This window comes from Streptomyces sp. NPDC040432 (assembly GCF_055595445.1).
This window is the reverse complement of record NZ_JBVIVP010000036.1, coordinates 1-25,674: the sequence shown is the minus strand read 5'-3', so window position 1 is coordinate 25,674 and position 25,674 is coordinate 1. Positions and strand designations below refer to the sequence as shown.

22 protein-coding genes, 1 pseudogene and 1 CRISPR repeat array are annotated in these 25,674 nt (G+C 69.5%); of the genes and pseudogenes, 4 read left to right on the top strand and 19 right to left on the bottom strand.

Annotation, left to right across the window (positions count from 1 at the left end; genetic code table 11):
• The first annotated feature begins 246 nt into the window (after positions 1 to 246).
• The gene (locus tag ACZ58N_RS37120; RefSeq protein WP_471169493.1) at positions 247 to 963 is read left to right on the top strand and encodes a dienelactone hydrolase family protein; all 717 of its coding nucleotides are present in this window, start codon (positions 247 to 249) and stop codon (positions 961 to 963) included.
• Between the two features lie 350 nt (positions 964 to 1,313).
• Here the strand turns inward: ACZ58N_RS37120 and ACZ58N_RS37115 are convergent, their stop codons facing one another.
• From ACZ58N_RS37115 to ACZ58N_RS37040, 16 genes are all read right to left on the bottom strand, one after another.
• Positions 1,314 to 1,850 (bottom strand): hypothetical protein, encoded by a 537-nt coding sequence (locus ACZ58N_RS37115; RefSeq protein ID WP_471169491.1) that lies wholly within the window; start codon positions 1,848 to 1,850, stop codon positions 1,314 to 1,316.
• 24 nt (positions 1,851 to 1,874) lie between these two features.
• The gene (locus tag ACZ58N_RS37110) at positions 1,875 to 2,342 is read right to left on the bottom strand and encodes a hypothetical protein (RefSeq protein WP_471169488.1); all 468 of its coding nucleotides are present in this window, start codon (positions 2,340 to 2,342) and stop codon (positions 1,875 to 1,877) included.
• A gap of 216 nt (positions 2,343 to 2,558) precedes the next feature.
• On the bottom strand, positions 2,559 to 2,876 hold the full coding sequence (locus tag ACZ58N_RS37105; protein WP_471169485.1) for a hypothetical protein: 318 nt from the start codon (positions 2,874 to 2,876) through the stop codon (positions 2,559 to 2,561).
• Entirely contained in the window at positions 2,873 to 4,045 is a 1,173-nt protein-coding gene (locus ACZ58N_RS37100; RefSeq protein ID WP_471169482.1) for a S1 RNA-binding domain-containing protein, read from the bottom strand. Before ACZ58N_RS37100 ends, ACZ58N_RS37105 begins: the two co-directional genes overlap by 4 nt.
• Complete coding sequence (locus ACZ58N_RS37095) at positions 4,035 to 4,637, bottom strand: recombinase family protein (protein ID WP_471169479.1); 603 nt, start codon at positions 4,635 to 4,637, stop codon at positions 4,035 to 4,037. The genes ACZ58N_RS37100 and ACZ58N_RS37095 overlap by 11 nt, the downstream gene beginning before the upstream one ends.
• Before the next feature lie 249 nt (positions 4,638 to 4,886).
• Entirely contained in the window at positions 4,887 to 5,189 is a 303-nt protein-coding gene (locus ACZ58N_RS37090; protein ID WP_471169476.1) for a hypothetical protein, read from the bottom strand.
• Positions 5,190 to 5,433: 244 nt separating this feature from the next.
• On the bottom strand, positions 5,434 to 5,787 hold the full coding sequence (locus ACZ58N_RS37085; RefSeq protein ID WP_471169473.1) for a hypothetical protein: 354 nt from the start codon (positions 5,785 to 5,787) through the stop codon (positions 5,434 to 5,436).
• Positions 5,788 to 5,912: 125 nt separating this feature from the next.
• Positions 5,913 to 7,259, bottom strand: coding sequence for a competence protein CoiA family protein (locus ACZ58N_RS37080; RefSeq protein ID WP_471169470.1), 1,347 nt, complete (start codon positions 7,257 to 7,259; stop codon positions 5,913 to 5,915).
• A 337-nt stretch (positions 7,260 to 7,596) separates the two neighbouring features.
• Positions 7,597 to 8,025: a helix-turn-helix domain-containing protein gene (locus ACZ58N_RS37075; protein WP_471169468.1), complete on the bottom strand. Its 429-nt coding sequence runs from the start codon at positions 8,023 to 8,025 to the stop codon at positions 7,597 to 7,599.
• Positions 8,026 to 8,295: 270 nt separating this feature from the next.
• Positions 8,296 to 8,481 (bottom strand): hypothetical protein, encoded by a 186-nt coding sequence (locus ACZ58N_RS37070; RefSeq protein ID WP_471169466.1) that lies wholly within the window; start codon positions 8,479 to 8,481, stop codon positions 8,296 to 8,298.
• Positions 8,482 to 8,611: 130 nt separating this feature from the next.
• Positions 8,612 to 9,766, bottom strand: coding sequence for a hypothetical protein (locus ACZ58N_RS37065; RefSeq protein WP_471169464.1), 1,155 nt, complete (start codon positions 9,764 to 9,766; stop codon positions 8,612 to 8,614).
• 432 nt (positions 9,767 to 10,198) lie between these two features.
• Positions 10,199 to 10,849, bottom strand: coding sequence for a class I SAM-dependent methyltransferase (locus ACZ58N_RS37060; RefSeq protein WP_471169461.1), 651 nt, complete (start codon positions 10,847 to 10,849; stop codon positions 10,199 to 10,201).
• Positions 10,850 to 12,225: 1,376 nt separating this feature from the next.
• A complete protein-coding gene (locus tag ACZ58N_RS37055; protein ID WP_471169458.1) occupies positions 12,226 to 13,248 on the bottom strand; it encodes a UDP-N-acetylmuramate dehydrogenase in 1,023 nt (340 codons plus the stop codon).
• A gap of 16 nt (positions 13,249 to 13,264) precedes the next feature.
• Positions 13,265 to 14,296: a serine hydrolase domain-containing protein gene (locus ACZ58N_RS37050; protein WP_471169455.1), complete on the bottom strand. Its 1,032-nt coding sequence runs from the start codon at positions 14,294 to 14,296 to the stop codon at positions 13,265 to 13,267.
• Positions 14,293 to 15,612: a UDP-N-acetylglucosamine 1-carboxyvinyltransferase gene (locus ACZ58N_RS37045; RefSeq protein ID WP_471169452.1), complete on the bottom strand. Its 1,320-nt coding sequence runs from the start codon at positions 15,610 to 15,612 to the stop codon at positions 14,293 to 14,295. Before ACZ58N_RS37045 ends, ACZ58N_RS37050 begins: the two co-directional genes overlap by 4 nt.
• 5 nt (positions 15,613 to 15,617) lie before the next feature.
• Positions 15,618 to 16,346: a hypothetical protein gene (locus tag ACZ58N_RS37040; protein ID WP_471169449.1), complete on the bottom strand. Its 729-nt coding sequence runs from the start codon at positions 16,344 to 16,346 to the stop codon at positions 15,618 to 15,620.
• Positions 16,347 to 16,535: 189 nt separating this feature from the next.
• Between ACZ58N_RS37040 and ACZ58N_RS37035 the strand changes: the two genes are divergently transcribed.
• Both ACZ58N_RS37035 and ACZ58N_RS37030 read left to right on the top strand, forming a co-directional pair.
• Positions 16,536 to 17,930, top strand: a complete 1,395-nt coding sequence (locus tag ACZ58N_RS37035; RefSeq protein ID WP_471169446.1) for a sporulation protein — start codon at positions 16,536 to 16,538, stop codon at positions 17,928 to 17,930.
• A 233-nt stretch (positions 17,931 to 18,163) separates the two neighbouring features.
• Positions 18,164 to 18,681: a CRISPR direct-repeat array (repeat unit 29 nt; unit sequence GGGTCCATCCCCGCGGGTGCGGGGAGCAG).
• A gap of 297 nt (positions 18,682 to 18,978) precedes the next feature.
• Positions 18,979 to 19,599, top strand: coding sequence for a DUF4352 domain-containing protein (locus ACZ58N_RS37030; RefSeq protein WP_471169443.1), 621 nt, complete (start codon positions 18,979 to 18,981; stop codon positions 19,597 to 19,599).
• Positions 19,600 to 19,763: 164 nt separating this feature from the next.
• Here ACZ58N_RS37030 and ACZ58N_RS37025 read toward each other — a convergent pair whose 3' ends face one another.
• The 3 genes from ACZ58N_RS37025 to ACZ58N_RS37015 form a co-directional block, all read right to left on the bottom strand.
• A complete protein-coding gene (locus ACZ58N_RS37025) occupies positions 19,764 to 20,180 on the bottom strand; it encodes a hypothetical protein (protein ID WP_471169441.1) in 417 nt (138 codons plus the stop codon).
• A gap of 51 nt (positions 20,181 to 20,231) precedes the next feature.
• Positions 20,232 to 20,939 carry a hypothetical protein gene (locus ACZ58N_RS37020; protein WP_471169438.1) on the bottom strand — a complete coding sequence of 236 codons (708 nt, stop codon included), beginning with the start codon at positions 20,937 to 20,939 and terminating at the stop codon, positions 20,232 to 20,234.
• A gap of 3,655 nt (positions 20,940 to 24,594) precedes the next feature.
• Positions 24,595 to 25,553 (bottom strand): IS5 family transposase gene (locus tag ACZ58N_RS37015; RefSeq protein ID WP_471169435.1). Its coding sequence is split into 2 segments (ribosomal slippage): positions 24,595 to 25,214 and positions 25,214 to 25,553, totalling 960 coding nucleotides; the frame shifts between segments, so codons are not numbered across the junction.
• On the opposite strand from ACZ58N_RS37015, the pseudogene ACZ58N_RS37010 reads away from it, so the two are divergent.
• Positions 25,458 to 25,674, top strand: a pseudogene (locus ACZ58N_RS37010) (hypothetical protein); the annotation flags it as partial. The gene ACZ58N_RS37015 and the pseudogene ACZ58N_RS37010 sit on opposite strands and share 96 nt — an antisense overlap.

Below are 25,674 nucleotides of genomic sequence, written 5' to 3'. Positions count from 1 at the left end.
GTGCGAGCTCGACGTGCGAGCTCGACGTGCGAGCTCGACGTGCGAGCTCGGGGTGTGACCGAGGTGGGTTCCGTTCCGAGAGCACCAACTAGATGATCTTGAAGCTTCGGGCGCGCTCGGCCTCGTGTTTCTCGGAGGGACGCGAGGGACGTGAGGGACGTGAGGGATCCAAGGGACACGCACGTTGTTCTGCCGGTGGCAGAACGCCGACCGAACCGGGCGCGACGATCAGTACAGTCCAGCCTCATGACGACGATCACGACACGTACGGTCGAGTACCCGGCGGACGGATTGACGATGATCGGGCACCTCGCGCTCCCGGCCGGTGCCGACCGCCGGCCCGCGGTCCTGCTCGGACCGGAGGGCACGGGACTCAGCGACGTCGAGCGCCGCCGGGCCGATGCCCTCGCCGAGCTGGGATACGTGGCGCTGGCCTTCGACCTTCACGGCGGCCGCTACTTGCACGACCCCGAGGAGATGCTGGCCCGGTGCCTGCCGCTGCTCGCCGACCCCGACCGGATGCGGGGCATCGGCCATGCGGCGCTCGACGTGCTGCGCGCCGAACCGCGGACCGACCCCGACCGGATCGCCGCCATCGGCTACGGCACCGGCGGCGCGATCGGACTGGAACTCGGGCGCGACGGCGTCGACCTGCGCGCGATCGGGACGGTCAACGCAACCACCACGGGCCGACCGGGCGAGGCGGCGCGCATCCGCTGCCCTGTGTGGGCGGGGGTCGGGTCGGAAGACCCCATCATGTCGCCCGCACAACGGGACGCGTTCACCGCCGAGATGCAGGCCGCGGGCGTCGACTGGCGCCTCACCGTGTACGGCGGCGCCTTGCACGCCTTCCATCACCCACCGGTCGACCACCCCACGGTCCCCGGCGTCGGCCACCACCCACAGCACGCGCAACGAGCCTGGCGCGACGTCGTCGACCTGCTCGCCGAGTGCCTGTCCTGACGGAGGATCCGAAGGTGTTACTCAGGCGGGCCGCGTCGTACCCCGGTTTGGTCCGCCTCGGGTACTGCTGATTCCCCTGCCCCCTTCATCGCGCCTCTCGGCTGAACCCCAACTCCGGCCGACCATCCGACGGGAGGTGACGCCTACCCCTGTGGCCCTGGTCAGGGTGGCGGCCCGGAGTCCTCGCCCTCGTTGCCGAGGAAAACCACCGTCTGTTTCGAGGCGAAGATAAGCCTTTCATCCTGAAGTACCGGTTTCAGTGAAGATGAGTGGGCAGTTCAATCAGGAGGCCAGGCTCCGGATCACGATCGTTCATCGGTTCATTCTCCGTCGCCCCTGACCGGGACGGCTCAGACCTCGTCGAAGGCCTGGTTCATCTCATCGACTTCGCGCGGGTTCAGGGAATCGCGGAGGTCGAGGAGTTCCGCGGTCCATGCGGGGCTCCGCAGGGCAAGTACGCAGTGGAGGGTGGGGTGGACGGTCGCCTCGGCCCGGTAGGCGGTGTTCTCCGTGTGTCGGAACGTCATGTGCAGCGTGCCGTCGGCCGCCTCGGTGACCGGCACGGTGGGATCCGGGGCCCAGTCGTGACCGTGGCCACCGTCGATGCCTCGATGGCGGGGCAGCAACAGAGCCACGGGAGACGTGAACGATGGCGTGGAAGAAGGGCCGGTACGCACCGTACCGTCGGGTGCGACGTGGCGGGAGCCGCGCGGGGTGCTGACGGTCCGCCCGCCGTGGTCGACGTCCAGGATCCACCGGTCGGTCGCCAGGTACCTCAGGGTTCCCGTCTCACCGATCTCCCCCTCCGCGAAGACGGTGCGGAACCCGCAGACCACCTGCGGTGGATCGGCTGCGAGCATCAACCGGAGCAGCGTGTCGTGGTCCATGGTTCCGCCTCGTCCGTCGCGGGCTCAGGTGTCGCCCTTCTTGAACTTGCACGTCGTTGTTTTGTAGCAGGTGGCCCGGTCGCTCCGGATCGATCCCGCCGTGGACACGGCGGTGCCGTCGATTCGCAGGTGGAGGTTCCAGGCATCCCAGAAGTAGCGTTTGCCGTCGTAGGGCAGGCGGTTGCGCCCGTTGCCGTCGTGCCCCTCGGTGCGGGTGTAGGACTTCGTCGGGACGGAACTCCCGTAGATCTGGTCCTCGTATCCGTACACGGTGTCGTCCGGCCACTGCCCGACGTCGCGGCGGATCCGCAGGTTGTAGGTGAGGGAGACCGGATACGCCGACGACCACCGCATGTCCACTCTGCCCGAGTGGTGGTGCAGGCCAATCTTGAAGTTGAAGGAGATCGTGTACTTCTTCCGGTCCAAGAAGGCGATCACCGTCTCGGTGCTGTTCGCGTGGTGGTCGTCGACCCTTTCCGCAGTGCGTGCCACAGGGCGAACGGCACCCGATCGTGCGCCGTTCCCGCCGAAAGGCACCGCGCGGGGGTTTATGGCTGTACGGACCTCCGCGGGCTCCCGCGATCCGTCGGAGCGCACGGTGAGGAGGGTGAACGTGCTTCCCACGCAGGTCCAGTCCCGGTCCGGACGCTCGCGCGCGGGTCGATCTGACGTACTGCTGTCGGGCTCTTCTCAGGGTTCTACCCCGGGTCAGCAGGGTTGGCGGGCTGTGATCGCACGACGGGCGGCATCCCAGACCGCCTCGAATTCTTGCGCGGTGAGTTGCTCGGGGGCGTGGCCCTCCCACTGTGAGACCGGGAGCTCAGCGGTAACCCCGTACAACCTTTCGTATTCGGTCAGACCCCCTGCCTGCTGGGCACGCTGCCATTCGGCCAGGGACGCAGCCGCGATCGGGGCCGGCTCGGAACCCTGGAGTTCGACCTGTCGGGTCACCCAGCCGTCGGCGTCGACCTCGAAGTAGAACCAGATGGCTTCCTCGTCCCAGAAGCACCGCATCCACGTCGTCACCGGTCGGCCTGCCTCTGCGACAGGGCAATGCGGCGCCGTACGAGATCGACATCCATGATCTTCACGATGAGAGCGTCGCCGACCTCGATGGCGTCCTGCGGCGTTTGATCCAGCTCGTCGGTGTGCACGAGCCCCTCAAAGCCGTCCTCTCGGTCCCGGTCGCTGGGTGTCGGCTCGGTCTGCCAGCGCGCGCGGAGTACCCCGTCGCTGTCGGGTAGCACAGCGGTGAAGAGAGGGAGGTCTTCACCGGCATACATGGAAACGACGCCGGCAGCACGCGCGCCTGCAAGCTGGGAGGTCACGTCCTCGAACTGGGTTTCGTCCACGACCGTGCTGGTGATCTGCCCGTCTTCCTTCTCCCAGATGATCTCCACCAGGCCTTTGTCGCGCAGGGCGGCCACGGCCGTGTCGACGTCGGTGAGCAGGTCCGGCCAGACGGCCAACTGTGCGCGTGGAGTCAGCTGGGAGCGCACGGTCGCGATGTTGTCGCGGCTCAGGCGGTGCCACCGGGAGGCGTTGGAGGCGGAGGTCTCCTCCAGGAACGTGGCGCGGTGGGCGCTGACGGTCCAGTCGAGGCGGGCCCAGAAGTCGGCGTCGGCCGGGCGCTGTACGTATGCGGGGTCGTCGGGGGCGAATTCGTACGGCGATGCGTCCAGGCGTTGCGTGAACAGGCCGAGCGCTCGGGTGCGGGTCAGCGCGGCTTCGCAGGGCCGGCTGCTGCCGATGTAGAGGTACTGGTCCCAGCCGACGTGCACCGTGAACTCTCCCTCGACCTCCAGGCGGCACCAGGCCCCGTTGTCGCGGAGCATCGCTCGGACAAGTTCCGAGCCGACGTCGATCGGCACCAGTGCCCCGTCGTGGAAACCGGCGGGGCCGGCGGGGCCGGCGGGGCCGGCGGGGCCGGCGGGGAAGAGACCGGCCAGGCCGTAGCCGTCGATCTGTGGCTCCAGGCCGAAGTGGACGAAGCTTCCGAGCTGCGGCTCGCGGATGGCCAACTGGTCGACGCCGGTGTCCTCGGCGAAGGCGGCGACGGCCTGCAGGTAGGCGGCTTCGACCGGCCCGTGGTCGCTGATCGTGTCTTCGGTGCCGGCGTAGTGGCCGTGCTGGTCACGATCGGCGGGGTCGTACTTGGTGACCTGGTAGACGTAGGGCAGCACGTCACTGCCCACCGGAAGTCGACGGCGTGGCTGCGTTCCGGTGGCGTTCAAGGACGCGGTAGACCGTGGCGCGGCTGACGGAGAAAAGCTCGGCGAGGTCGGTGATGGTGTGCCCGCCGGACTGGTACTGCCGGACCAGGTCGGTCTGCCGGCGTGCGGTGAGCTTGGGCGGCTTCCCCTTGAGCTTGCCCTGGGCCCGCGCCACCGCCATGCCTTCGCGGGTGCGCATGCGCAGGAGGTCGACCTCGAACTCGGCGACGGTGGCAAGGATGTTGAAGAACATCCTGCCCATGGGGTCGGCGGGGTCGTAAAGGGTGCCGGCGAGCGAGAGCTTGACGCCGCGGGCGGTGAGGGAGTCGCCGATGTCGCGGGCGTCGGGTACCGAGCGGGCGAGGCGGTCGAGCTTCGGGACGACGAGGGTGTCGCCGGCACGGACTGCCGCGAGGGCCTTGGCAAGGCCGGGCCGGGCGCGATTGGGCCCGGTCAGCCCGTGGTCCAGGTGAATCCGGTCCGCAGGGACGTCCAGACCGAGCAGGATCTCGTGCTGGGCGGCGAGGTCCTGCTTGTCCGGACTGCATCTCGCGTAGCCCACGCGTTCACTCATGCCCGGAGCGTACGGTGAGCCCCCGCTCAGCCGTACAGATCACCGGACACCCCGAAGGAGACGCCGTCAGCGCAGGTCGGCTCTTCCCGCCGGACAAGATCATCACCATTGTTCGTTGAGGGCGCGTGTCCGGCAAGGCGGTGGCACCTCAGCCGGAGGCGGTGGCACCTCACGCAGATGGATGCCCGCAACTGAACTCGAACTCGTGACGTCGGTACAGCGCTTCGGCGCCCCCGGCGCCTCGGCTCTCTACGAACCGGTGCTCGGTAGCCGTGCGGCGACAGTTCCCACGAAGTGCTGCAGCACGGCGAACGGCAGCGTCTGCGTCCCGTCGAAGTAGACCTCTGGCGGCTTCTCCTCATCGGGGGCGTAGACGACTACGGTCACGGCTGTTGGCCCGGGAGCGGGTGAGTCAGGCATGGAAGGAGGCCCGCTCGCGACCATGCGGGCCTCGCTGAGCTCGAAATGGGTGGTCCGGCCCTCGCGGGTACCGGTCTCGGTGGTGAGAGCGCAGTACAGATCCCCGTCGTGGTTCCAGGTGAGCAGAGACATGGCGGCGATGCTGCCACACTCGTGGCCGCCGACGCCGGGCACATGGGCCGGCGGATCGTCAGCACCGTCGGCTTCTCGGTCTTCAAGTACACCGCGCGCACGGTCGACGGGACCGTGGGCCGCGGGGACCTGGGTGCCGCGATCGCAGGAGGGGCCGCTGCTGTACCCGGGACAGGCGCCACCGGCAGTGGTGCGACAGCAGGCGTGGGCGACCGCGAAGGCCGGTCAGAAGTCCTGGATCATTTCATGGCCCGTTTTCCGGGCATCGTGGATCGACCCCCTGGTCGGGAGGCTCCTCGGTGTTGTCGATGATGTCGTCGATGCGCTCGGTCGTGTCCGCGGGTGCCCGCCCGGACGGGTCGACGGGGCAACCGGGCATGCCCGGCCCCGCGGCCCGGTCCGCCTCCGCCATCAGCTCGGTGAAGATCCGCAGGCAGTCGGGGATTCCCGTCGGGGCTTGCTGATACACGTCCGCCATCAGCGAGGTGGCGGCGTACCGGGCCTCGGCCAGGCACGGCCAGATCGCGGCCGTCTCGGCTTCCCTCCCGAGCCGGACCAACACCCCGGTCCGTTCTTGGGACACGATCACGGTGTTCACGGCCGTTGCTTCATCACCGGGGGCGTCCTGACCGAGCACCACCCCTCGGGCGGCGAGTCGAGCCACACGGCCCGCATGGCCTGGTGTCGGCCCGCTTGCACCGTGAGGTGGCCGTCCGACCCTCGTCAGGGCCGGAGACGGCGCCACGGCTTGACGTACGGGCCGCCGCACCTGCGGCACGAGGCGGTGTAGACCGCGGCGGCCGGGGTCATGCGGTCGCAGGGCTCGGCCGGATGCGTCTGGCCGGAGATCACCGCCGTGAGCTGCGGCTGCGGGCAGACGCAGGGTCCTGGTGCTCGCCGGCACTGAGCCTCGGAGACCTTGCGGGGCGCTTTCACGGCGGGTGCGCCGACTGGGGCCGCTTCGGTGTGCTGCATTTTCCAGCCGTCGACGGGAACTCGTCGACTGCGGCGGCGGTTGCGGGTGTTGCGGTCGAACCGCTTCATGTCCTTGACCGTCGTGAACAGCAGCAGCATCCCGGCCAGCAGCGCGAACGCCTCGCCGTTGACCAGTCCCGACTCCGGGGCGAACACTGCGTACGGGACGCCGTCCTCATCGACCAGCGGAGTGCCACCCGCCCACCGTTGATCGTTGATGCTCAGCCCCACCGTCGTCGTGATCTCGTGCTCACGGGCCAGGAAGTCCACCGCTTCTCCTACGCCCCGGCGTGCCAGGAGCCGTGTCTGCCAGTCCTCTGCGGCCATGCCGCCCATGCGCTGGAATGCGTCCCGTTCCGAGACTGTGGCCCGCTCAAGGGCGGCTTGGCGGGAGACTGCGTTCTTGGCATCGATCTCGGCACGCTTCCTCGCCGCCTTGGCCATGGCGCAAGCCCGCCGTTCCTCCTGCTCGCGGTCCTGCTTCTCCTTCTCCACCAGGAACACGTCCTCGGCGGCGGCGTACTGGGGCGCCGTCCACACCTGCCCCAACTGCCGCTGGAGCGGGTAGCGGAGGCTGGTGCGCGGGGAGTGCGGGGCGACCTTGGCGGTGAACACCCAGCGCAGGAAGTCGGCGACCGGCACCTCCGGCGCGGCGGCCCACCCGCCCTGGGTGAACTTCACCAAGCCCTCGGCAACGAGCACCCCCTTGTCCGTCGTGGTCAGCCGTATGGAGGGCACCGTGCCCAGCCACGGCGGGCGGGGCCGGTCGCTGAACCAGCAGGACGTCACGCCGTCCTCGCGCATCCGCTCCGTGCGGGCGGATATGTCGGCTGCGGTGATCGGCGATAGCTGGGCCTCCAGCGCCATCCGCCATGTCCCGGCCGGATCGCCGGCCAGGACATCCGCCCGCCAGGACCCGTCCGCCGCCCGTACCTCCAGCTCCGCGTTGGCGCCGGCGTCCCGCGCGGCGCTGAGCAGCTCCAGCTTGAGGAGGTGATGGGCCTCCGACTCCCCTTGGAGCGCGATCTCGCAGAGCGGGGCGTGTGGGGCGTGGGCGAAGAACCGGAGCCCGCTGGTGGACGTCTTCGCGTGCATCGGGTGGCGGCATTCGGCACAGACGATCGGCGCTGCCGGCTTCACCTTCCACACCGCCTCCCACGACCGCCCGCACCCGAGATCTCGTAAATGTGCGAAGACGGTTCCCCACTCGGTGTGCACGGCCCGGAACGCCATTGGTCCTCCCCCGAACGGACTATCGACCCAGAGTCTTACCGCGGGCACTGACAGTCGAGACCACCAAATGGTGACTTACCAAAGAACATCGATCGAGTTCGTGCACCACGTCAGTACCTTCTACAACTTCCGCTCAGGGCCCAGTAGCGACCATGAACGGCACCAAACTTCTACTTCTGCCCCAGGTGCAAAGCAGTGGTCAGGACTTCGTGACTGCGGTCTTCTCGCGCGGGCGGGGCACGCTCCTGGTCTTGTCGAGGTGTCTGTACAGCGTCGACCGCGGCACTTCGAACAGGTCGGCCATCTGCTGGACGGTCTTCTCCCGGGCGTCGTAGAGCTGCTGGGCAAGCATCGCCTGGTCGTCGGTGAGCTTGGGGCAGCGCCCGCCGACCCGTCCGCAGGCCCGTGGTGAGGCGAGCCCGTCGTTTATGTTCGCCACGAGCTCGCGCTGGAGCTCGACGAGCACGGACAGCATCCCGATCATCGCCCGCCCCTCCATCATGGACGTGTCGAGGACGGGGTCGAGCTTCGGCCTGGACGCCTGCGCGCCGCTCGCGGTGTCGACGTGGATGTCGTCCCGGTCGACACCGACCCGCAGCAGGGCGTTGATTCGGTGGGTACTGGCCACGGCCGTCATCGAACCACTCGTACATGCCTGGGACCTCGCGCAGGCCGCGGGTGTCACCACGTCCCTCGACGGCGGGGCCGTCGAGGCGTGCCTGACCGCCATTGCTCCCATGGCGGAGCAATTCGCCGCCACCGGAATGTACGCACCCGCGCTGACTGCTTCGACCCAGGCCACTCCTCAGCATCAGCTGCTGGCTCTCCTGGGCCGGAAGGCTGCGTAACCCTCGGAGCACGGCACCCGCTCGCATGCCCCGCGCTCGATGGGCAGGCTTCAGCCGCGCGAACCTGCGGGAGTGGTGAACGTGCGGGGCCTTGGGACGGCCGCCCGCCCCTCGACCCTCGGGTGCCGTTCGCCGGCGAACTCGGTCGCCACGGCTACCTCGTCGACGACCACGGGGGCGGCGTCACCGGCCGGTACCGCGGTCGGCTCCGACGCCGCGAGTTCGTACACCCCCACCGCGGCCCGCCACCCTACTGACCGTCAGCGGGCCCTCCAGGCCGCCCGACCGAACGCTTCCGCCGCCCCGCCCAGCGCCTGCCACGCCTGGACCGTCTCACCGGCCATGGCCCGTCGTACCGTCACGCCGTCACGCTGACGGCGACTCGCCCTCCTCGGGGGTCCCGGCGGCGAGCGCTGCGGCGCGCAGGCGTTCCATCACGTCCGCCGGGGTGATCATGTAGGCCTTGCCCGCGATCGACTTCTCGAACCCGGCGCGGGTCAGTCGCCACACCCCGCAGGCCTCCCGGCCTGTGACGCCTAGGGAGTTCTGCACCCGGGGGTTGAACAGGTCGAGGTGGTGGAGGGTCAGGCCCGGCTCCACCGACTGCGCGGTGCGGGCGGAGCCCTCCTGCTCATGGTTGGCGAGGACGCTGATCACGCGCGCCACATATAGGGCGGGCAGCCGACCCTGGGGGGCGTCGGGGTGCCGGAAGATGTGCTGCGAGCTGTACGACTCGGCCTCCGGCCGGACCTCGAACGGCATGTCGACGAGGCTCCCGAGGAGGTCGAGGACGGATTTTCCGCCGGCGACGGCGCCGCCGAGGGCGTGCCGAACCCGGTCGACGGCGCGGTCCCCGTCCTCGAAGGCCTCGTACTCGGTCCGCGCCAGGTCGACCGCGTGCTTCTGGTACCAGTCCGGGATCCACTCCGGCACGTCGTTGGCCTCGTCGATCGGACGGGGCGTGACGCCGGCCATGTCCTGCAGGGCGTGCGCGTCGAGGCGGATCAGCGCGCGGCCGGGCAAGCGGGTGTACAGGGGGCTGTCGGGGACCAGGACCTGCGTGGCGTTCAACCACAGGCGCAGCTCCGGGCCTTCGCCGCCGGACAGGCGCCAGATCGCCTCCAGGACCTCGTCGTCGTCCTCCGCGACGCGAACGGGAGCGCCGAAGCGCTGCGCGACGGCGTCAACGTGTTCCCGCCACGCGGTACGCGCGAGGGCGAGGACCTTCGGGTTCTCCTCGGCGTTCTCCGCCTCGATCACGCAGGGCACGTAGCGAGCCATCCGCACCGGATTGAGGAAGTCGCTGCCCCGCCCGTACAGCTCGAAGGGGGTGCCGGAGCGGCTGTGCAGGGTGATGACGGAGTCGATCTCGATCCGGGTGAAGTACTGGACCTCGTCCATCCATCCGGCGAGGTCGCCCTCCCGAACCGGGGGCCCGGACCACAGCGCGGGGTTCGCCAGACCTATGAAGGTGGCCGCGTCCCGAACCTGCCCCGGTGTGTCCTGCCAGGCAAATCGCACGATTCTTCTCCCCGTTGATCGACTATCAGTTGATCATCCTAGGGGCGTCTTTCGGACACGGCCGCCGCACTTCCCGAGAACGCCGGGATCTCGCCCGGTCTTTCGGCCGGACAGGATCTCGTGACGTTCCCGAAAGCCACTCGTGAACTGTCGACACACGCTTCAGGGGGCATCAGCCCGTCGGATTCGCCAGGACGCACGGGATCGCACGCTCACAGGGCCACATCGGAGTCGGACAGCAGGCAGCTGCTGCTGCTCGCACGGCTCTCCGGAGGACGCATGGTCCAACCCCACGACCTCGAAACTCTGCAGGACACAGCCTGCAACGAGTGAACACCATCAGCACGTTGGTACTCCTGAGGGGCCTTCGACACGTCCGAAGTGACGACGAGCACGGCGCCGACCAAGGTGCTGCTCGTCGCCCGCCACGGATCAGACGGTCGCGCGCACCAGCAACGTGACGGTGCCACCCGACCCCGGCGCGGGCAGGATCTCGGCACGGACGTCGGTGAACCCGTGGTTCTCCAGCAGCGCGGTCCACTGCTCCGGGGTGTGTTGCCAGCAGCGCGCCGTCAGATCCGTCTCCAGCCATTTCCCGCTCACCACCTGCTCCCCGTACGGGCCGCCGTTCGCGGCGCGGTGGGAGAACGCGAACACCCCGCCCGGGGCCAGGCGTTCCCGGATACGGGGCAGGAGATCGACGGGGTCGGTGAACCAGACCGCGCCCCAGGACGAATAGATCGCCTCCCACAGTCGCTCGTCCTGGTCGAGGAACGTGCATGCCTCCGCGTGAACGAACTCCAGCCCCAACACGTCGCCCCAGAACGTACGGGCCCGGGCGATCTGAACGGAGGAAAAGTCGACGGCGACGACCTGGACGCCCTGGCGGGCGAGGTAGGCGGCGTTCTCGCCCTCGGCCGGCCCGAGGTCCAGGGCGGTCTTCGGCGAGCCGAGAACCTCCGCACCTGTCTCAAGGCCGGTGGTCCACCGGAACCGGTCCCCGGCCGGGCACACCTGGTAGGCGTCGCCGCGGTGGTAGCGGTCCCAGTACGCGGCCGCGGCCTCGGGCACGGCGTCGAACATCTGGGTCCTCCAAGAGGTGAGAAGGAGCACGGGCGGCAGCCCCGGTACTCCTCGTTACCTTGGACCAGGATGAAGGCGGCCGGGGCGGCTTCGGGGCGGAGCACCCGTCCGTGGCGTACCCGGGTGCCCCATCTCGCAGGTGAGTTGGCGCACCCGGCCGACGGTAGGTCTGGGCGCCTGCAGTTGTGGAGGGCGTTGCGCTACCGTCCCGCCATGACGACGCCGTTCGCCCAGGGCGAGGATCATCCGGCGTGCGGGGGCTGCCCAGCCCACCGGCTTCCCCGCGAGGGGTTCGTGGTCTACGACCGGCCGTCCCGCGAGTGCCCGTTCGACCCGGCCGACGGCCACCGGTACACCGCCAACGGCACGCCGGCCTGCGTGCACCCCCACAAGGTCGGGCTGGAGCCGGACCGCATCGCGCCGCACCCGGAACCGGCCCTGGCGCCCGATCCGGTCCGACGACCGTGGTGGCAGCGGACGGCAGGCTGGGCAGCCGCAAGGCCGATGTCGCGCTCGCGCCCGGCCCGGCCCATGCCGACCGAGGCGCAGCGGGCGGTCAGGATCGCGACCCGCCGGTCCACCTCGGGCGGGGCCGCCTTGGGGGGCCATTGCTGCGGGTGCGGGGAGCAGGTGGCGGGGGGGGTGGCGGCGTGCTCGGGGTCCATACCCGCGGGTGCGGGGAGCAGAGGCGCTCGACGCTGACGGCTCCGTACACGGTGGGTCCATCCCCGCGGGTGCGGGGAGCAGTCGACACCGCGCGCCTCGTCGAGACCACCCTCGGGTCCATCCCCGCGGGTGCGGGGAGCAGGCTTCCTGAGCTGGGAGTCTATGTGCGGGGTGGGCTCATATTCTGCACTTTCAGCGACTCAGACATTCGTGAGCTATTACCTGTATCGACACAAGGCCCTCCATAGAACACCGGTCGCTTTCCTCAAGAGGTCCGAGGTCGCCCATCCCAGTCACTCCCCGGCGGTGCCAGATCGACGGGCCGGCGTCCTCTGTGCGGGGCTCTCCCCATCGGGGACAAGCCGAACCCGGAGGCGTCGGAGCACCCGGTGTCGGGCCACGGGCCGGCGGTAGCGCCTGGCCCACCAGAAAGGTGAGCTCCGCAACGAAGGGGCATTCGAGAGGCTTCGGGACCCGGTCCCTGACGCGCTCCGCCCTTCCCGCCTCGGGGCGGGCCGCGCCAACCTCGGGGTCGGGCACGCCGTCGATGTACTGGGCGGCCGTGCCTGCGCCGCTCGCCCTGCTGCCGTGGCCGTCCGTGCATGCGTACGTCTGGGGGCAGAAGAGGCGTCAGGCCTGTGAACGGGTGAACGGTGAACGAACTCCACCCCGCGAAGTGCCTCGCTTTCACGGTCGGGTGAGCGGCGGCCTCACACGGTGACGGGCTCGGCCTGCAGGCGTATCCCTGTGGCTGTGCGTACGTGGCCCGCCATGCTCTCCAGGGCGTGGCGGAAGCTGTGCGCGGTGGCGCCGGGTTGTGCGGTGAGGGTCAGGGTGCGGTGGGTGGAGCAGCGGACGCCGCAGGTGATTTCGACGCCGGGTCCGTAGCCGCAGGCCTCCAGCAGCCATCCCGCGCCGGCCCGCCAGGCTTGCGACGGGCCGCGGTGAACGGGGGCGCCTTGGGCGCGCAGGGCGCGGGCTTGGTCGTCGGTGACGGTGGGGTTGAGGAAGCAGGAGCCCACTTGGCGGTGATCGTGGCCGCTCTCGGGCAGGAGCAGCCCCCGTTCGGCTCGGTCGTGGACGACGGCTGCTGCGGCTGCTGCGAGCGGGGGTCTGCTCGCGAGCGGGCACCGGAGTGTCGTGGCGAGGTGTTGGTAGGTGACGGGAGCCGCCGTGGTGGAGCGGGTGAGGTGGAGGGTGAGGGACAGGATCGTCCACCGGCCGGGCTGCCGTTTGAACCGGCTGGTGCGGTAGCCGAACCCGCACTCGGCGGCGGGGATCCGGGCGGTACGGCCGGTGGTCCAGTCGTGTGCGGTGACGGTCGCGAGCCGGTCGGCGATCTCCTGCCCGTACGCTCCGGCGTTCTGCACCGGGGCGGCGCCCGCGGTGCCGGGGATGCCGCCGAGGTATTCGATGCCGGAGAGTTCCTCGGTCACGGTGTGGGCGACGAGTTCGGCGAGCGGGTGTCCGGCGGCGACGGTGACCTCGACCTGCCCGTCGCCGAGGTGCCGGGTGCGGATGCCGCGGGTGGCCATGTGGATGACGGGCCGGGTGGTGCCCTGGTCGGGGGCGAGGGTGTTACTGCCTCCGCCGAGCGTGAACGGCCGCTCGGCGTGGGCTGCGGCGGTGCGGGCGAGGTCGGGCCAGTCGGCGTCGTGGGTGTGGCTGAGCCAGAGCGGCGCGGGGCCGCCCAGGCGCAGCGTGGTGTGGTCGGACAGCCGGTGCTGTCCCATGGCGGCCTCCCTGGCGTCAGGTGGCGGTGATGGTCTTGAGGGCGAGGGCGCGCAGTGGTGCGATCCGGCGGCGGGCTTCGCCGTGGTAGACGGCGTTCGTCAGGACGGCCAGGTAGCGGCCCGCGCCCGGGTTGAGGTAGAGGCTGGTGCCGGTGAAGCCGTGGTGGTAGGCCACGTTGCCGGGGGCGCTGATCCAGGACAGGCCGCGGTCGAGGCCGGTCTCGATCGGCGCGAACGGGAGCATGGAGGCGCGGAGCCAGCCGTGGAGTCGGCCGGCGGGGTCGATGAGGTGGTCGGCGTAGCGGGCGAGGTCGCGGGCGGTGGAGAAGACGCCCGCGTGGCCGGCGACGCCGCCGAGCAGGGCGGCGTTGTCGTCGTGGGCCTGCCCCCAGATCCGGGGGGCGCCGGGAATGCGGCGTTCGGTGGGAGCGACGTGAGGGTCGCGGGCGACGGGGCCGTAGGTGGTGCCGGTCATGCCGAGGTCGTCCCACAGGGCGCGGCCGAGTTCGTCCAGGGGACGGCCGCCCACGTGCGTGAGGGCCAGGCCGAGGAGGATGTAGCCGCGGTTGATGTACCGGTGGACCCCGGGCTCGCCTTCGAGGTCTTCGCGGCACAGGAGTTCGTGGAGGGGCTGGTCGGCGCCGCGGTAGTGGTCCAGGCGGGTCGAGGCCTTCAGCCCGGCGGTGTGGGTGAGGAGCTGCTCGATCGTGGCCTCGCCGCTGGGCGCCGGTCCGTCGATCGGAGGCAGGAAGTCACGCACCGGTGCGGTCCGGGAGAGGGTGCCTGCGTCGAGGGCCTGGCAGACCAGCGGCCAGGTGGCGGCCACCTTCGTCAGGGACGCGATGTCGTAGACGGTGTCCGGACCGGGGGCGGTGTCGCCGAGTTCGTCGGCGACGTGGCCGGCCGTGAGGTAGCGCGGGGGTTCGCCGAGGGTGCCGAGCGCGAGGACGCCGCCGGGGGTGGCGCCGTCGGTGATGGCCTGGTCGAGGGCTTCGGCGAGGCGGGCGGTGTCGGTGGACGTGAACGGGACGAGCGTCATCGGCTTCATGCCTCCGCGGCGGTGGTGGTGATGTCGGCACCCAGCGCAGCCAGGTTGGGCAGCAGGCGGCCGTAGCCTCGGGCCAGGTGGTACATGCCGCCGATCGTAGAGGTGCCGTCGGCCGCGAGGGCGGCAATCAGCAGGGCCGTCACCGCGCGGATGTCCGCCGCCCGCACGTGGGCCGCCCGTAGCCGGGCCGGCCCGTGGATGCGGATGTCCTGGCCGTCGGCGGTGATGTCGGCGCCGAAGGCGCGCAGGGGTGCGACGTGGGTGTCGCGGCGGGGGTAGACGGCTTCGAAGACGTGGCTGGTGCCGGCCGCTCGGGTGAGCAGGGCGGCGAGTTGCGGGGCGGTGTCGGTGGGCAGACCGGGGTGCGGGCCGGTACGGGCCCGCACCGCGCGCAGGCCGTCCGGTCCGACGGAGGCCCGGATGCCGCCGTCGTGGGAGGTGAGGATCAGGCCCGCTTCTGAGAGGACGTGACGTTGGGCCTCGGGGAGTTCGGGCAGGGCGATGCCGTCGAGTTCGATGGCGCCGCCGGTCACCGCCGCCGCCATGATCATGGTCGCGGCCTCGATCCGGTCCCCGGCGACCGTGAACCGGCCGCCCTCGATCCGGTCGACGCCGTGGACGTGGAGGCCTTCGTCGCCCCAGGCCGCCCGTACGCCGCGTTCGGTGAGGAAGCGGAGGGTTTCGGTGACCTCCGGTTCGATGCTCGGGCTCGTGATCAGGGACTCCCCCGGGATCCGGGCGGCCAGCAGCAGCGCGCCGACCGTGGCTCCGAGGGACGGCCCGTAGGGGGTGGAGACGTCCACGCGGAACGGGCGCAGCGCGCGGCCCGCGGGTAAGGCGGCGTGGATGCTGCGACCGTGCTCGTCGACGGTGACCTCGGCGCCGGCGGCCTCCATGGCGGCGAGGTGACGGTCGATCAGGCGCGGGCAGAAGGCGTCCCCGCCCGGAACGGGGAAGTCCACCTGCCCGGCGCGGGCGAGGACGGCGGCGGCCAGTACCGCGGTCGTGCGGACCTTCGTACCGAGGTCGTGGTGGATGATCGGCCGCAGGCGCGGGGCGGGGACGACGTGGAAGGTACCGTTCGGCGCGTGGGTGCGGGTGCCGGTGTGGGTGAGGATCTGCGCGCAGACGCCGGTGTCGAGGATCGCGGGCGCCTGGTGCAACACGAGTTCGGTGTCGGCCAGAAGGGCGGCCGCGTACAGGTGCAGGGCCACGTTCTTGCTTCCCTGCACCCGGATCCGACCGGCCAGTCGAGGTCCGCCGATGATCCGGACGAGCCGCCGGCCGGCTCCCCGGGTGGCGAGGGTGGTGGTCATCGCGGTCACCGGACCCGGGAGCCGGTGGGCATGAACCCGCCGAGCTGGGTGCGGGGGTATATGACGGTGCCGGGGCCGATCAGCGTGCCGGGGCACAGGATGGTGCCCGCGGAGAGGGTGACTCCGTCGCCGATCACCGCGCCGAACTTCGTCTGCCCGGTGCCGTACTTGCGGCCACCGAGGCTAATGGTGATCTCCTTGACCGCCGGTTCGACCACCGGGCCGTCGCCGGCGATCAGGCCGGTGGTCGAGGAGAAGGCGCCGAAGTTCACCCCGGAGCCGACGACGGAGTCGCCGATGAAGCAGGCGTGCTTGGCGAAAACGGCCGCGCCGAGAAGGCTGCGGGTGATCTCGGCGCCGAAGCCGACCTGTGTGCGCGGGCCGACGACGACGTGGTCGCGTACGTACGCCCCGGCGGCGATGACCGCGCCCTCACAGACCAGCACCGGGCCCACGACCCGGGCTCCGGCCTCGATGCGCGCGCCCGGCTGGACGATGACCGTGCCGGTGACGTGCGCGCCGTCCTCGATCACGCCGCCCCCCATCAGGCCGTACCGGTCCGGGCGGGTGAGGTCGGCGGTCAGCGTGGGCTTGATGTCGAACACGCTGGCGCAACGGTCGAGCAGGCCGGCGACGTACACGCCGAGCGGGTCGTGGCGGAGGTAGTAGGCGGGGGTGAGCTCGTCGACGACGATCTCGGACTCGTGGGCAGGAGTGAGCAGGGTGGGACTCATGGCGGCTCCTGTGGCGATAGGCCGGTGGGACCGCTCCAGGAAACCGCCGCTGTCCCAGGACTGGGAAGGCTCACAAGGGGGGCTCACAACTCACAAACCGGCAGCGGCCCGTGCCAGGCGGGCCTACCCTGCTGCTCCGGCCACGGGACGCTCCGCCGCGGCCGGGTCTTCGTGAAGGAGGTGCCCGTGATGGCTCCGACCCCTCGCCGGGCCAAGTCGCCCAATCTCGCCCTGGAACGCTTACTGACGTCCAGCGGCATGAGCCACCACGCGCTGGCTCGCCGCGTCAACGACCTCGCCGGGCAGGCCGGGCTGCACGTGGCCTACACCCATACGAGTGTCGTGAACTGGACCCGCCGCGGCATGGCCCCCAAGGCATCGGTGCCCTCCCTGATCGCCCGTGCGCTGGGCGAACGACTCGGCCGGCCTGTCGATGTCGCGGAGATCGGTATGCGCGCGGTGCGCGAGAGCACGGCGGAACTCGGGTTGGATTTCGCGCGGGACACCGCCGAGGCAGTCCGTCACGCCGTGAATTTCTGGAGCACCGTGGAACACCTGGACCGCCGCGCCTTCCTGAACAAGCCCTTCGCCGTCGGCGCGTACGCCACTCCCGTCACCCGCTGGCTCGGCGTTCCGGCCGATCCCGGAGCCGAACGCATCGGAAGCGGGCGGGTCGGTCGGGAGGATCTGGCGGAGCTGTGGCAGGCCGCCGACGAAGCCCAGCGGTGGGATTCGAAGTACGGGGGCGGGACCTGGCGGGCCTCCTCGGTCATCCACTGCCTCACCCGGCGGGCCGTCCCGCTCCTGCACGGCTCCTACACCGACGAGGTCGGCCGCGGCCTGTTCTCGGTCACCGCCGAGCTCGGCCGGGTCGCCGGGTGGAGCGCGGTCGACACCGGACACCACGACGTCGCACAGCGGCACTTCATCCAAGCGCTGCGGATGGCCAGGGCCGGCGGTGCGGTGGACATCGGCTGCCACATCATGGCGAACATGGCGCTCCAGGCGCTGCTGCGCGGCTACCACCAGGAGGCCATCGACATGGTCCAGGGCGCCTACGACCGCGCCCACGGCCGGGCATGCCGGCGGGTCCTGGGCTTCGCCAAGCTGATCGAGGCCCGCGCCCACGCCAAGGCGAACGACGCACGGTCCGCCTCCGCAGCGCTCGCCGCCTCCGAGCGCTGCCTCGAAGCAGCGGAGCAGGACACCGACGAGCCCTGCTGGATCCGGTACTTCACCCACGCCCGACTGGCCTCGGACGCCGTCGAGATCCATCGCGACCTGCGCAACCCCTCCGCGGCCCGGCGATGGAACGCACAGGCCGAGGCAATGAACCCGGACAGCTTCGCCCGCTCGGTCGGCCTGCGCCTGACGGTCCTGGCCACCACCCACCTCCAGCAGCACGACCTCGACCAGGGCCTCGCCGTCGGACACCGGGCCATCGACATCCTCGGCGGTGTCGCCTCCGCCCGCTCCCGCGACTACGTCGCCGACATCACCACCACCATCGCCCCCTGGCACCGAGAACGCCCCGTCGCCGAGTTCCTCCACCGCGCCCGCACCGAACTCGCGCTCGTCTCCTGAACGCGGCTGGGGCACCGCCGCTGGGTGCGGGAGCTCCGCGTTGCGGATACCGGTCGGGCGTGGATCCTGGAACGCGGCTAAGGGCCGCAGGGCTTCTGTCTCCTGGCAGATGGGGCTGCGCCGGCGCCCTGGTCGACGACTCCTGAGCCTACGTCAGCTGCCCGCGCGGGCCTTCGACGTCAGCGGGCTCCGGCAAGGCGCCGACGGTGTCCGGGCTCAGGTTCCGGGGCTGGGTGAACATCCCCGCGGGTGCGGGGAGCAGGCGGGCGAGCAGGTCAGGACGATGTCCCAGTCGGGTCCATCCCCGCGGGTGCGGGGAGCAGGTGTACCCGGCGAGCGTGCCGACGCGTCGCACGGGTCCATCCCCGCGGGTGCGGGGAGCAGGCCCGCGCGGAGGCACGGGCCACGCTGGAGCTGGGTCCATCCCCGCGGGTGCGGGGAGCAGACTGCCGGCACCCGCACCCATGCCCGGGGCCGAGGGTCCATCCCCGCGGGTGCGGGGAGCAGTGAACACAACATACGTAAGGGTTGCCACCTTTGGGTCCATCCCCGCGGGTGCGGGGAGCAGCCGCCGCCCGGCATCACGTAGCCGTGGGCGCAGGGTCCATCCCCGCGGGTGCGGGGAGCAGGTGCTCCTGGTGCTCGGCGTCGGCGGGGCCGCGGGTCCATCCCCGCGGGTGCGGGGAGCAGGGGGAGAACTTGCCGTTTTCGCAGGTCAGCGCGGGTCCATCCCCGCGGGTGCGGGGAGCAGGCTTTCTGAGCTGGGAGTCTATGGGCGCGGTGGGCTCATTTTCTGCACTTTCAGCGACTCCGGCAAATGCGACAAACGGACGCCTCTTGAAGCGGGGCACGCACAGAGCAGTCATCGCCTCCCCCAAGCGGTCCGAGGCCGCCGCATGTCGGCGCCCTGCTCCGCCCGGTCGGGGGCGCGGCTGGCCCCGCCTCTCCCCCGCTCGCCCAGCCGTCGCCTCCCCACCCGAGCGCGGTTGACAGGTGTTGCTGAGGATCCGTCATCCTGACTCCACAGCACACACTCCCCGGGGGATTCATGCGCCACAGCAGTGCCAGAGCCATCACGGCTCCCATCGGTATGGTCGGTACGGCATTCGTCCTCGCCGCGCTCACCGCGTGCGGTGGTCCTGTCTCGGAGTCGGGCAAGGGTCAGGCGTCGCCCGGTGCCGCCGGGTCCAGGAGTCCGGTCGCCTCGTCCGCAGCCGTGGCATCGGCTGCGCCGACGCAGGCCAAGAAGCGGTTCGCCGTGGGTGAGGTCGCCGAGTTCGCCGACGGCACCAGCAAGTTCAGCGTTGTCGTCCTCGCCTACGCCCAGCCCGTCGCGGGGCCCCAGCCGCCCGACCCTGTCACGCAGGGCGGTGACGTATGGGCCACCGCGGAGGTCAAGGTCTGCAACACGGGCGGAGCATCCTTCAGCGTCAGCCAGTTCCCCTGGTCACTGGCCTACGAGGACGGTACGCGCATCAAGGTCACCGGGCTCAACGGCGGCGACCTGCCGAAGCCGGAGTTCCCGACCGGCGATGAGGTGGTCACCCAGGGGGACTGCGTCCGGGGCAAGATTCCCTATCCCGTGCCGGGCGACAAGCGGCCGGTGCGCGTCGTCTACGCGCCCCAAGGGCTCGACGAACCGATCGACTGGGTCGTACCCGCCGCTTAGGGCCGGGGCGCATCCCCCACCGGAGACACGGTCAAATCGGGCAATGCCGCACAGCCGCCCGCTCCCCCGGCCCGGTGGATATACTTGAGGAACCATTCTGTTACTCAGGCGCGGAAGGCCCCCCACTTCGGTGGGGGGCCTTCCGTCTTTGGTGCGCCGGTGCCCTACGCGACCTGCAACTTCGGCCGGCCGGTCGGGCTGGGCGGCGTCTGCTGGTACGTCGGGAGCTTCAGGTTCGGCAGGTCGCCGTTCTGGATGCGGACCAGCGTCGAGCGGAACGCCGCTTCCATGTCCTCGGGGCTCTCGTACTTCGCCGCGAGCGGGTGGAGTCGGTACGAGTTGCCGTTGCGCTCCTCGCTGCGCGGTCTGAGGACGATGTTCAGGTCGCACAGCGGCGCCATGAGCCCGCTCACGGCCTGGGGCGTGACCCCGTACTCGGCGGCCATGTCCTTCTGCCTGACCGGGAGAGTCCCGCCGAAGTCGCTGCGGGAGACCAGGTACTGGAGGAACTTGACGGCGGACCCGGACAGCGGCAGGGCCCAGATGCGCTCCGCGATGATCGGAGACATGACGTTAGCCATGGGAGAGCCTTCCTCGTGAGCGGGCGCCCGCGCAGGGGCGTGGCAGAAGTATCATCCGGTACGCCTCCTACCCTCAAACCGGTCTTCGTCCTCACGTCCGAAGTCGAGGTCGAGCTCCTCCTGGTGGGCACCTTGGGGACCCACCGCGTAGGGGAACGCCTCGACGTCGTGTTCGTGCCGGTCGGAAATCTCGGCGAGCACGTCGTGCTGTGCCGTGCTGTTGCCGTTGAACCACAGCCGTACGTTGATCTGAATGCGGCCGTTGCCGGCCTTCTCCACCCAGTTGTAGCCGCACAGCCCTTGGACGGCGCGGTTGACGGTGGAACGCGTGATCATCTTGCCGCCCTTCTGGGCGGCGATCTTGTTCAGTCCGTCCGTGATCTCCTGCTGCGTGTACTGGGTGATGCCCGTTCCCGGCACCTGCCCACCCGCGACGAAGAGGAAGACGCACAACTGCGACTTGGTGATGCTGTTCGCGACGGCCAACTGCGCCAGCAGCTGCGTGAACCAGTTGCTGGCCAGGCTGTACCCGGAGCCCCCGGCCATGTCGTGCACGGCACGCGGGTCGGCGGCGTACTCGAAGTGAACTCCCTTGAGCCGACGGCGCCCTCCGGGGTCGGTGGCCTCGGCCACCTTCTCGCCGAGCTGCCGGCCGAGGACCGCCAGGATGTCTCCGTACTCGGCTTCGTTGCCCGCGGCGGTGGGAGCGGGTAGCGGCCGGGGCCCGCGCCGACGACGGGCGGGCGGATCAGATGTCACAGGACCTCCTTGTTACTCAGGCGGTCCGAGACTATCCAAAAAATCAACGTGTGCTTGTTTTTTGACGCTCCGACTCGCCGAGCGAGGGCTCCCGCGACGACCCCGTTCGAACACCGCGCCAAAAGTACACACCACGTGAAGTTCCTCCGCACCAAAGCCCCGAAAGTACACCGCTGCTTGATTTTGATTGTCGCGATAGGAGCACACATTTGTAACGCGCACACATGAATTCCGACCCACGGCGACTCACGCCACAACGCTCTGACCTGCGACGCTTCTCGGCCTGTTGGGCCCTTCAGAAACTAAAGCCCTGCTTGATTTTTTCGCGAAATGTGCTCTCCAGGTACACATTTCAGGACCCGAAATGTGTTCTGGGGGACACATAGGGTCGGACATAACCGCAGGTCAGAGGCTTAAAATCGCGGCGCCCTCTTATTAAAGAGCAACTGTCCCCGACGGCCTCCGCGCCCTAATGACCTTGTCCGATGGATCGTTCATGGCTCCATCCGCAGGTCGTGGTGTGTCACCTGGCAGTTGGCGAAGTCCCAGCACTTACCCAGGAAGCCACCGCCGCACCACGAAACTCAACGAGCGCTGTACTTCTTGTGATCGGTCACTTCCGCCACACAACCACGACTCGGCCCAACGACCTTGTGCAGGCTCACTCATACCCAGCACCGGCACCCAAGGGTTTGGCCAGGGATCTGGGGGCGAGGAGCTCGACGCTGTCGCTTGAAGTCCTGCTCGAACCTGCACCATCGAAGGCCAGCCCCTACGCTCGGCTCGTCGAACGAGCACGGCCGGTGGCCATCCGCACCACAACGGACCTCAGCCACGCTGCCGCCTTCCAAACCGACCTCCACCAGCAGTCGCCCACGACGACCAGCCGCCCCGGCGGGGCACCGCAAGCCCGCCAGGGCTGAGGAGCTACCGACCCTCGCCAACCGTGGATTCGGCAAGGTCTCGTCCGGCGCCGGGGCAGGGCTTCCTTCTATGGGGCCACGAGACGACACAGCAGGCAATCTCCGCCGACTGCCAGCCATTTGCGACTGCGCGCCGGCTCCGAATCACAGAAGTGGACAGCCGTTGGCCCTCGTATCCGACGACAAGGCCGTCGAACGCCTGAAGCCGTCCGTGCGTGCATCCGCCCGTCCGTCCGGGAACATCAGGCCGCCACCAGACCACCAAGCACAACGCCACGAGTTGCACGAGCCGCAGGGCAAACGGTCCACCCCGCGATCAAGGCCGAAGTGTGCCAACGGTGTTGCTTGCGGCCCTCGCCAACCGAAGCGGAACACGTTCCCTGAGTCCTCTCAACTGAACTGCTCCAGCCGTGCCCCCGACCCGCCCATTCAACAGGGGTCGGCCGGGATCGCCACGTCAAGGCCCTTGACCCCGGGAAGGGAGGAAACGGTCTCAACGTTGACCTCAAGGCAAGACAGCGGCGCTGCGCGGCGAGGGGCCGCCGGCCCACCTCCGGTCAGAATCCGAGCTCGGGCGAAGCGAGACAACGTTGCACGCCAAACTCGCAAACAGGTCAAAACGGGAAATAAACGACCTCCAGAATGGTACCCAGGAGGCTCGTTCTCAACGGCCCTGGAGTGATTGCCTTACCTCGGGCCTGAAAGGCCGCCAGGGGGGTTCCTGTGCCCTTCAGTCGACGCAACTGCGCTATGAAGGCATGCCCAAATCACCTCAACAGCCCAATACGGCTCGCTCCTCGGCCCATGCGCATGTAGCCAGAAGCCCGGGACCCCGCTGCTCTCTCCTGGCTCCGAGTCCGCAGCAGCAGTATCAGTTCTCGTGCATGCGGGCCGAGCCGGCGACGAAGTAGACGATCTTCGTGCAATCCACGGCCATGTCGCCCGGCGCTGGATCCTGCAACTGCCCCATGCGGTAGCTCAGCGTCCCCTCCCCCAGTCTGCGAGAACTGCCTGGCCCCCCTCGACGCGGATCCTTACCCGGCACCGGACCGCGCGTTCGCGACCCGCCAACTGATCGAAGTCAGGTCCTTGAGGCTCCTGAACTGTTGCACGCCATCAGTCCCGACGGCCCCGGCGAAGTCTTCTGCCGACTGCACATCCGCATCAAGGCGAGCGCGAAGAAGTCACCTGGAGCAAGCTGGTCTCCACCCGCATTCGCGACACGATGCAGCCCGAGCACCGCAGAGTCCTCCCGGCCGGTCCCTCAGAGGAAGAGAAGCTCGACGTCCTTCGCGACTCAGATCCGCAGAACCTCCGTCAGCTGTTGAGCCGCCTCGATGTGCGTCCGGGGGACGTCAACCTCATTGCGCCGCTGATCGACGATCGCAGCGAGTCGGGGCTGGAGCGCATCGCATTCGATGGGTGAGAGCTCGCCTCCAGCGTCGTCGGGGCGATCCAGGAATGGTTCGAGCGGAGAAGAGACGTCGCTCCAGGGGCGTTCGCCGCCAAAGCCCTGCATCCCCCGTCGAGCTCGAACCCCTCGGTTCGCGCCAGCTGCCGCCGAAACGCGGCGAAGCCGCTGTAGGACCAGCCGACAGCGGGACCACTGGTCTCTCCATCTCCTGGAAACAGCGTCAGCCCCATGTCGTTCTCCCCCGGATCGTCGAATGGGTAAAGGGTCGGTCGGCATCAGCAGCCGCCGCAATTGGTCTTGGGCGGCCCTACTCGTGCACCAGCCTGACGACGCAGCATCTCGATCCGCGATGAGCATCACGTCCTTGGGCGATTTCTCTGGCGACTGAAGTGCGGCGGGACAACCCATGGCGGCCGTAGTGGCGGCGCCGCCGAGGGCTGGCGTCGTCAAAGCGCACCAGTCCAGTTCCTGATCCGCCCTGTGAGTGGGGGCATCTCCGCCATGGCATGGCATGCACAAGTTGACATGCCCCTGGTTTTCGTTGTGACCGTGATGGGCCAGTTCCGCTGACTTGATCTGACGCCCCGTCGCTTCTCGCCGTGGGATACCGGGTGGAGCCGTGGGCACCCGTGTTGGCCGGGGTCGCCACCAGGTCAAGCCTGAAGGCCACGCGTCCCTACGGTCCGTCAGGGTTCGATCCAACTCCCGCGCACATCGTCTGGCTTCGGTCTCCTCCAAGATCCCCTCATTGCTGTCTGCTGCGTCAGAGAGCAGATGCTCCGGAACCAAGACCGACAACGGGGCGGAAGCTACATCGGTACGTCCATCAGCGGGTTGCCATACTCCCGCCGGCAGCGGGCCACCAGGGGCTGGACTCCGACGCCTGTCCCCCGCCGTACAACTCAGCGGGCACGTCTGGTGAGGATGAAGATTCCTTCGGGCGGTGCCGCCCTGAGGACGGAGACCCTCCGACCGGCCCGCTCCATCGGATCGTCCAATGCCGGTTCGTCATGCGGAGGGAGCTCGGGCGGCTGCCCTCCCCCGCGGCACCAAGGGTCGGACCGAGGGCGACTCCACGAGGGTTTCTTCTGGGCAGCCAGGAGACCTGGATTTGAGGGGGTGTCCGGCCCGGGAAGGGCCGAGCCTGCTGATCTCCCAGACGCTGACGGTCGACCTCGTAAAGCTGTTGAGGAAGAAGCCTGATGAAATCACCCACTCCTACTGCCCAGGCCTGAAAGCAGAGCGGGTTCCGTCCCCGGCGCCAATCGACTTGCTGGGCATGGGGCCCTCTCCCCCACGGGTCTGGGTGCTAACGCCGTTAGCACCCAGACCCGGCTCGGTACTCGATTGATCGGCCAGTAGCTGAGGACCTGTCTGACAAATGATCACCGACGGGCTCGCGGAGCCACAGGATCAGAGCTGCCACGACGATTCCAGCCCGATAGCGATCGGCAAGCTTGTCGAACCTCGTCGCGATCGCACGGAACTGCTTGAGACGAGCGGCGAAGCATCGTTCGACCACGTTGCGGTTGCGGTAGATGTCCTTGTCGAAGGCGGGTGAGCGACCGCCGTGGGTTCCGCGTCGTCGTCGGTTGGCTATCTGATCGCGGCGCTCGGGGATCGTGGCAACGATGCCCCGACGCTGCAGCAGGTGGCGTATCGCCCGGCTGGAATACGCTTTGTCGCCCAGCACCCGCGCCGGTGTCGTGCGAGGTCGGCCCGTAACGGCGCGCGGGATGCGGATGCTGTCGAGGACCTGGCCGAAGGCGGTGCCGTCGTTCACGTTGCCGAGTGTGAGCACGATGGACAGCGGGAGGCCACGGCCGTCGACGGCGAGGTGGACTTTGGCGGTCAGCCCGCCCCGAGACCGGCCGAGGGCCTGACGCGCCCGCGAACGGCCCGGATCTTCCAGTTCGTCCCCGCCCGCAGCCCCCTTTTGCGGGCACCGGCCGCGTGCTGGTGGGCTCGGTTGATCGTGGCGTCGAGAGAGACGATCCACTCCACCCGGCCCACCGCGTCGTCGCGGACCTGCACGTGTTCCAACAACTTCGCCCAGGTCCCGTCCGCTTCCCAGCGGGCGAACCGCTCGTGGACGGTCTGCCAAGGTCCGTACCGTTCGGGCAGGTCGCGCCAAGGAGCCCCGGTCCGCAGCCGCCACAGCACCCCATTGACCACCTGCCGGTGATCACGCCACGGGCGACCCCGCCCATCCGCCCGCGGCAACAGGGGCTCTACTCGCTCCCACGCCGCATCCGTCAGCTCACCTCGACCTGCCACAAGATCAATGATCACACCGGCCGTAGAGTCCCGCCTGTGACAAATCATCAGGACGAAACCAGGGTGGCCTACGACGAAGTCGTCGAGCTGTACGCATCGCTGTTCGCGGACCGGCTGGAGA

Excerpts from the sequence above, each read along its gene's own strand:
- ACZ58N_RS37080 (WP_471169470.1), bottom strand. The coding sequence starts at position 7,259 with ATGCACGCGAAGACGTCCACCAGCGGGCTCCGGTTCTTCGCCCACGCC.
- ACZ58N_RS37035 (WP_471169446.1), top strand. The coding sequence starts at position 16,536 with ATGGCTCCGACCCCTCGCCGGGCCAAGTCGCCCAATCTCGCCCTGGAA.
- ACZ58N_RS37095 (WP_471169479.1), bottom strand. The coding sequence starts at position 4,637 with ATGAGTGAACGCGTGGGCTACGCGAGATGCAGTCCGGACAAGCAGGAC.
- ACZ58N_RS37115 (WP_471169491.1), bottom strand. The coding sequence starts at position 1,850 with ATGGACCACGACACGCTGCTCCGGTTGATGCTCGCAGCCGATCCACCG.
- ACZ58N_RS37120 (WP_471169493.1), top strand. The coding sequence starts at position 247 with ATGACGACGATCACGACACGTACGGTCGAGTACCCGGCGGACGGATTG.
- ACZ58N_RS37040 (WP_471169449.1), bottom strand. The coding sequence starts at position 16,346 with ATGAGTCCCACCCTGCTCACTCCTGCCCACGAGTCCGAGATCGTCGTC.
- ACZ58N_RS37045 (WP_471169452.1), bottom strand. The coding sequence starts at position 15,612 with ATGACCACCACCCTCGCCACCCGGGGAGCCGGCCGGCGGCTCGTCCGG.
- ACZ58N_RS37055 (WP_471169458.1), bottom strand. The coding sequence starts at position 13,248 with ATGGGACAGCACCGGCTGTCCGACCACACCACGCTGCGCCTGGGCGGC.
- ACZ58N_RS37050 (WP_471169455.1), bottom strand. The coding sequence starts at position 14,296 with ATGAAGCCGATGACGCTCGTCCCGTTCACGTCCACCGACACCGCCCGC.
- ACZ58N_RS37090 (WP_471169476.1), bottom strand. The coding sequence starts at position 5,189 with ATGTCTCTGCTCACCTGGAACCACGACGGGGATCTGTACTGCGCTCTC.
- ACZ58N_RS37060 (WP_471169461.1), bottom strand. The coding sequence starts at position 10,849 with ATGTTCGACGCCGTGCCCGAGGCCGCGGCCGCGTACTGGGACCGCTAC.
- ACZ58N_RS37030 (WP_471169443.1), top strand. The coding sequence starts at position 18,979 with ATGCGCCACAGCAGTGCCAGAGCCATCACGGCTCCCATCGGTATGGTC.
- ACZ58N_RS37025 (WP_471169441.1), bottom strand. The coding sequence starts at position 20,180 with ATGGCTAACGTCATGTCTCCGATCATCGCGGAGCGCATCTGGGCCCTG.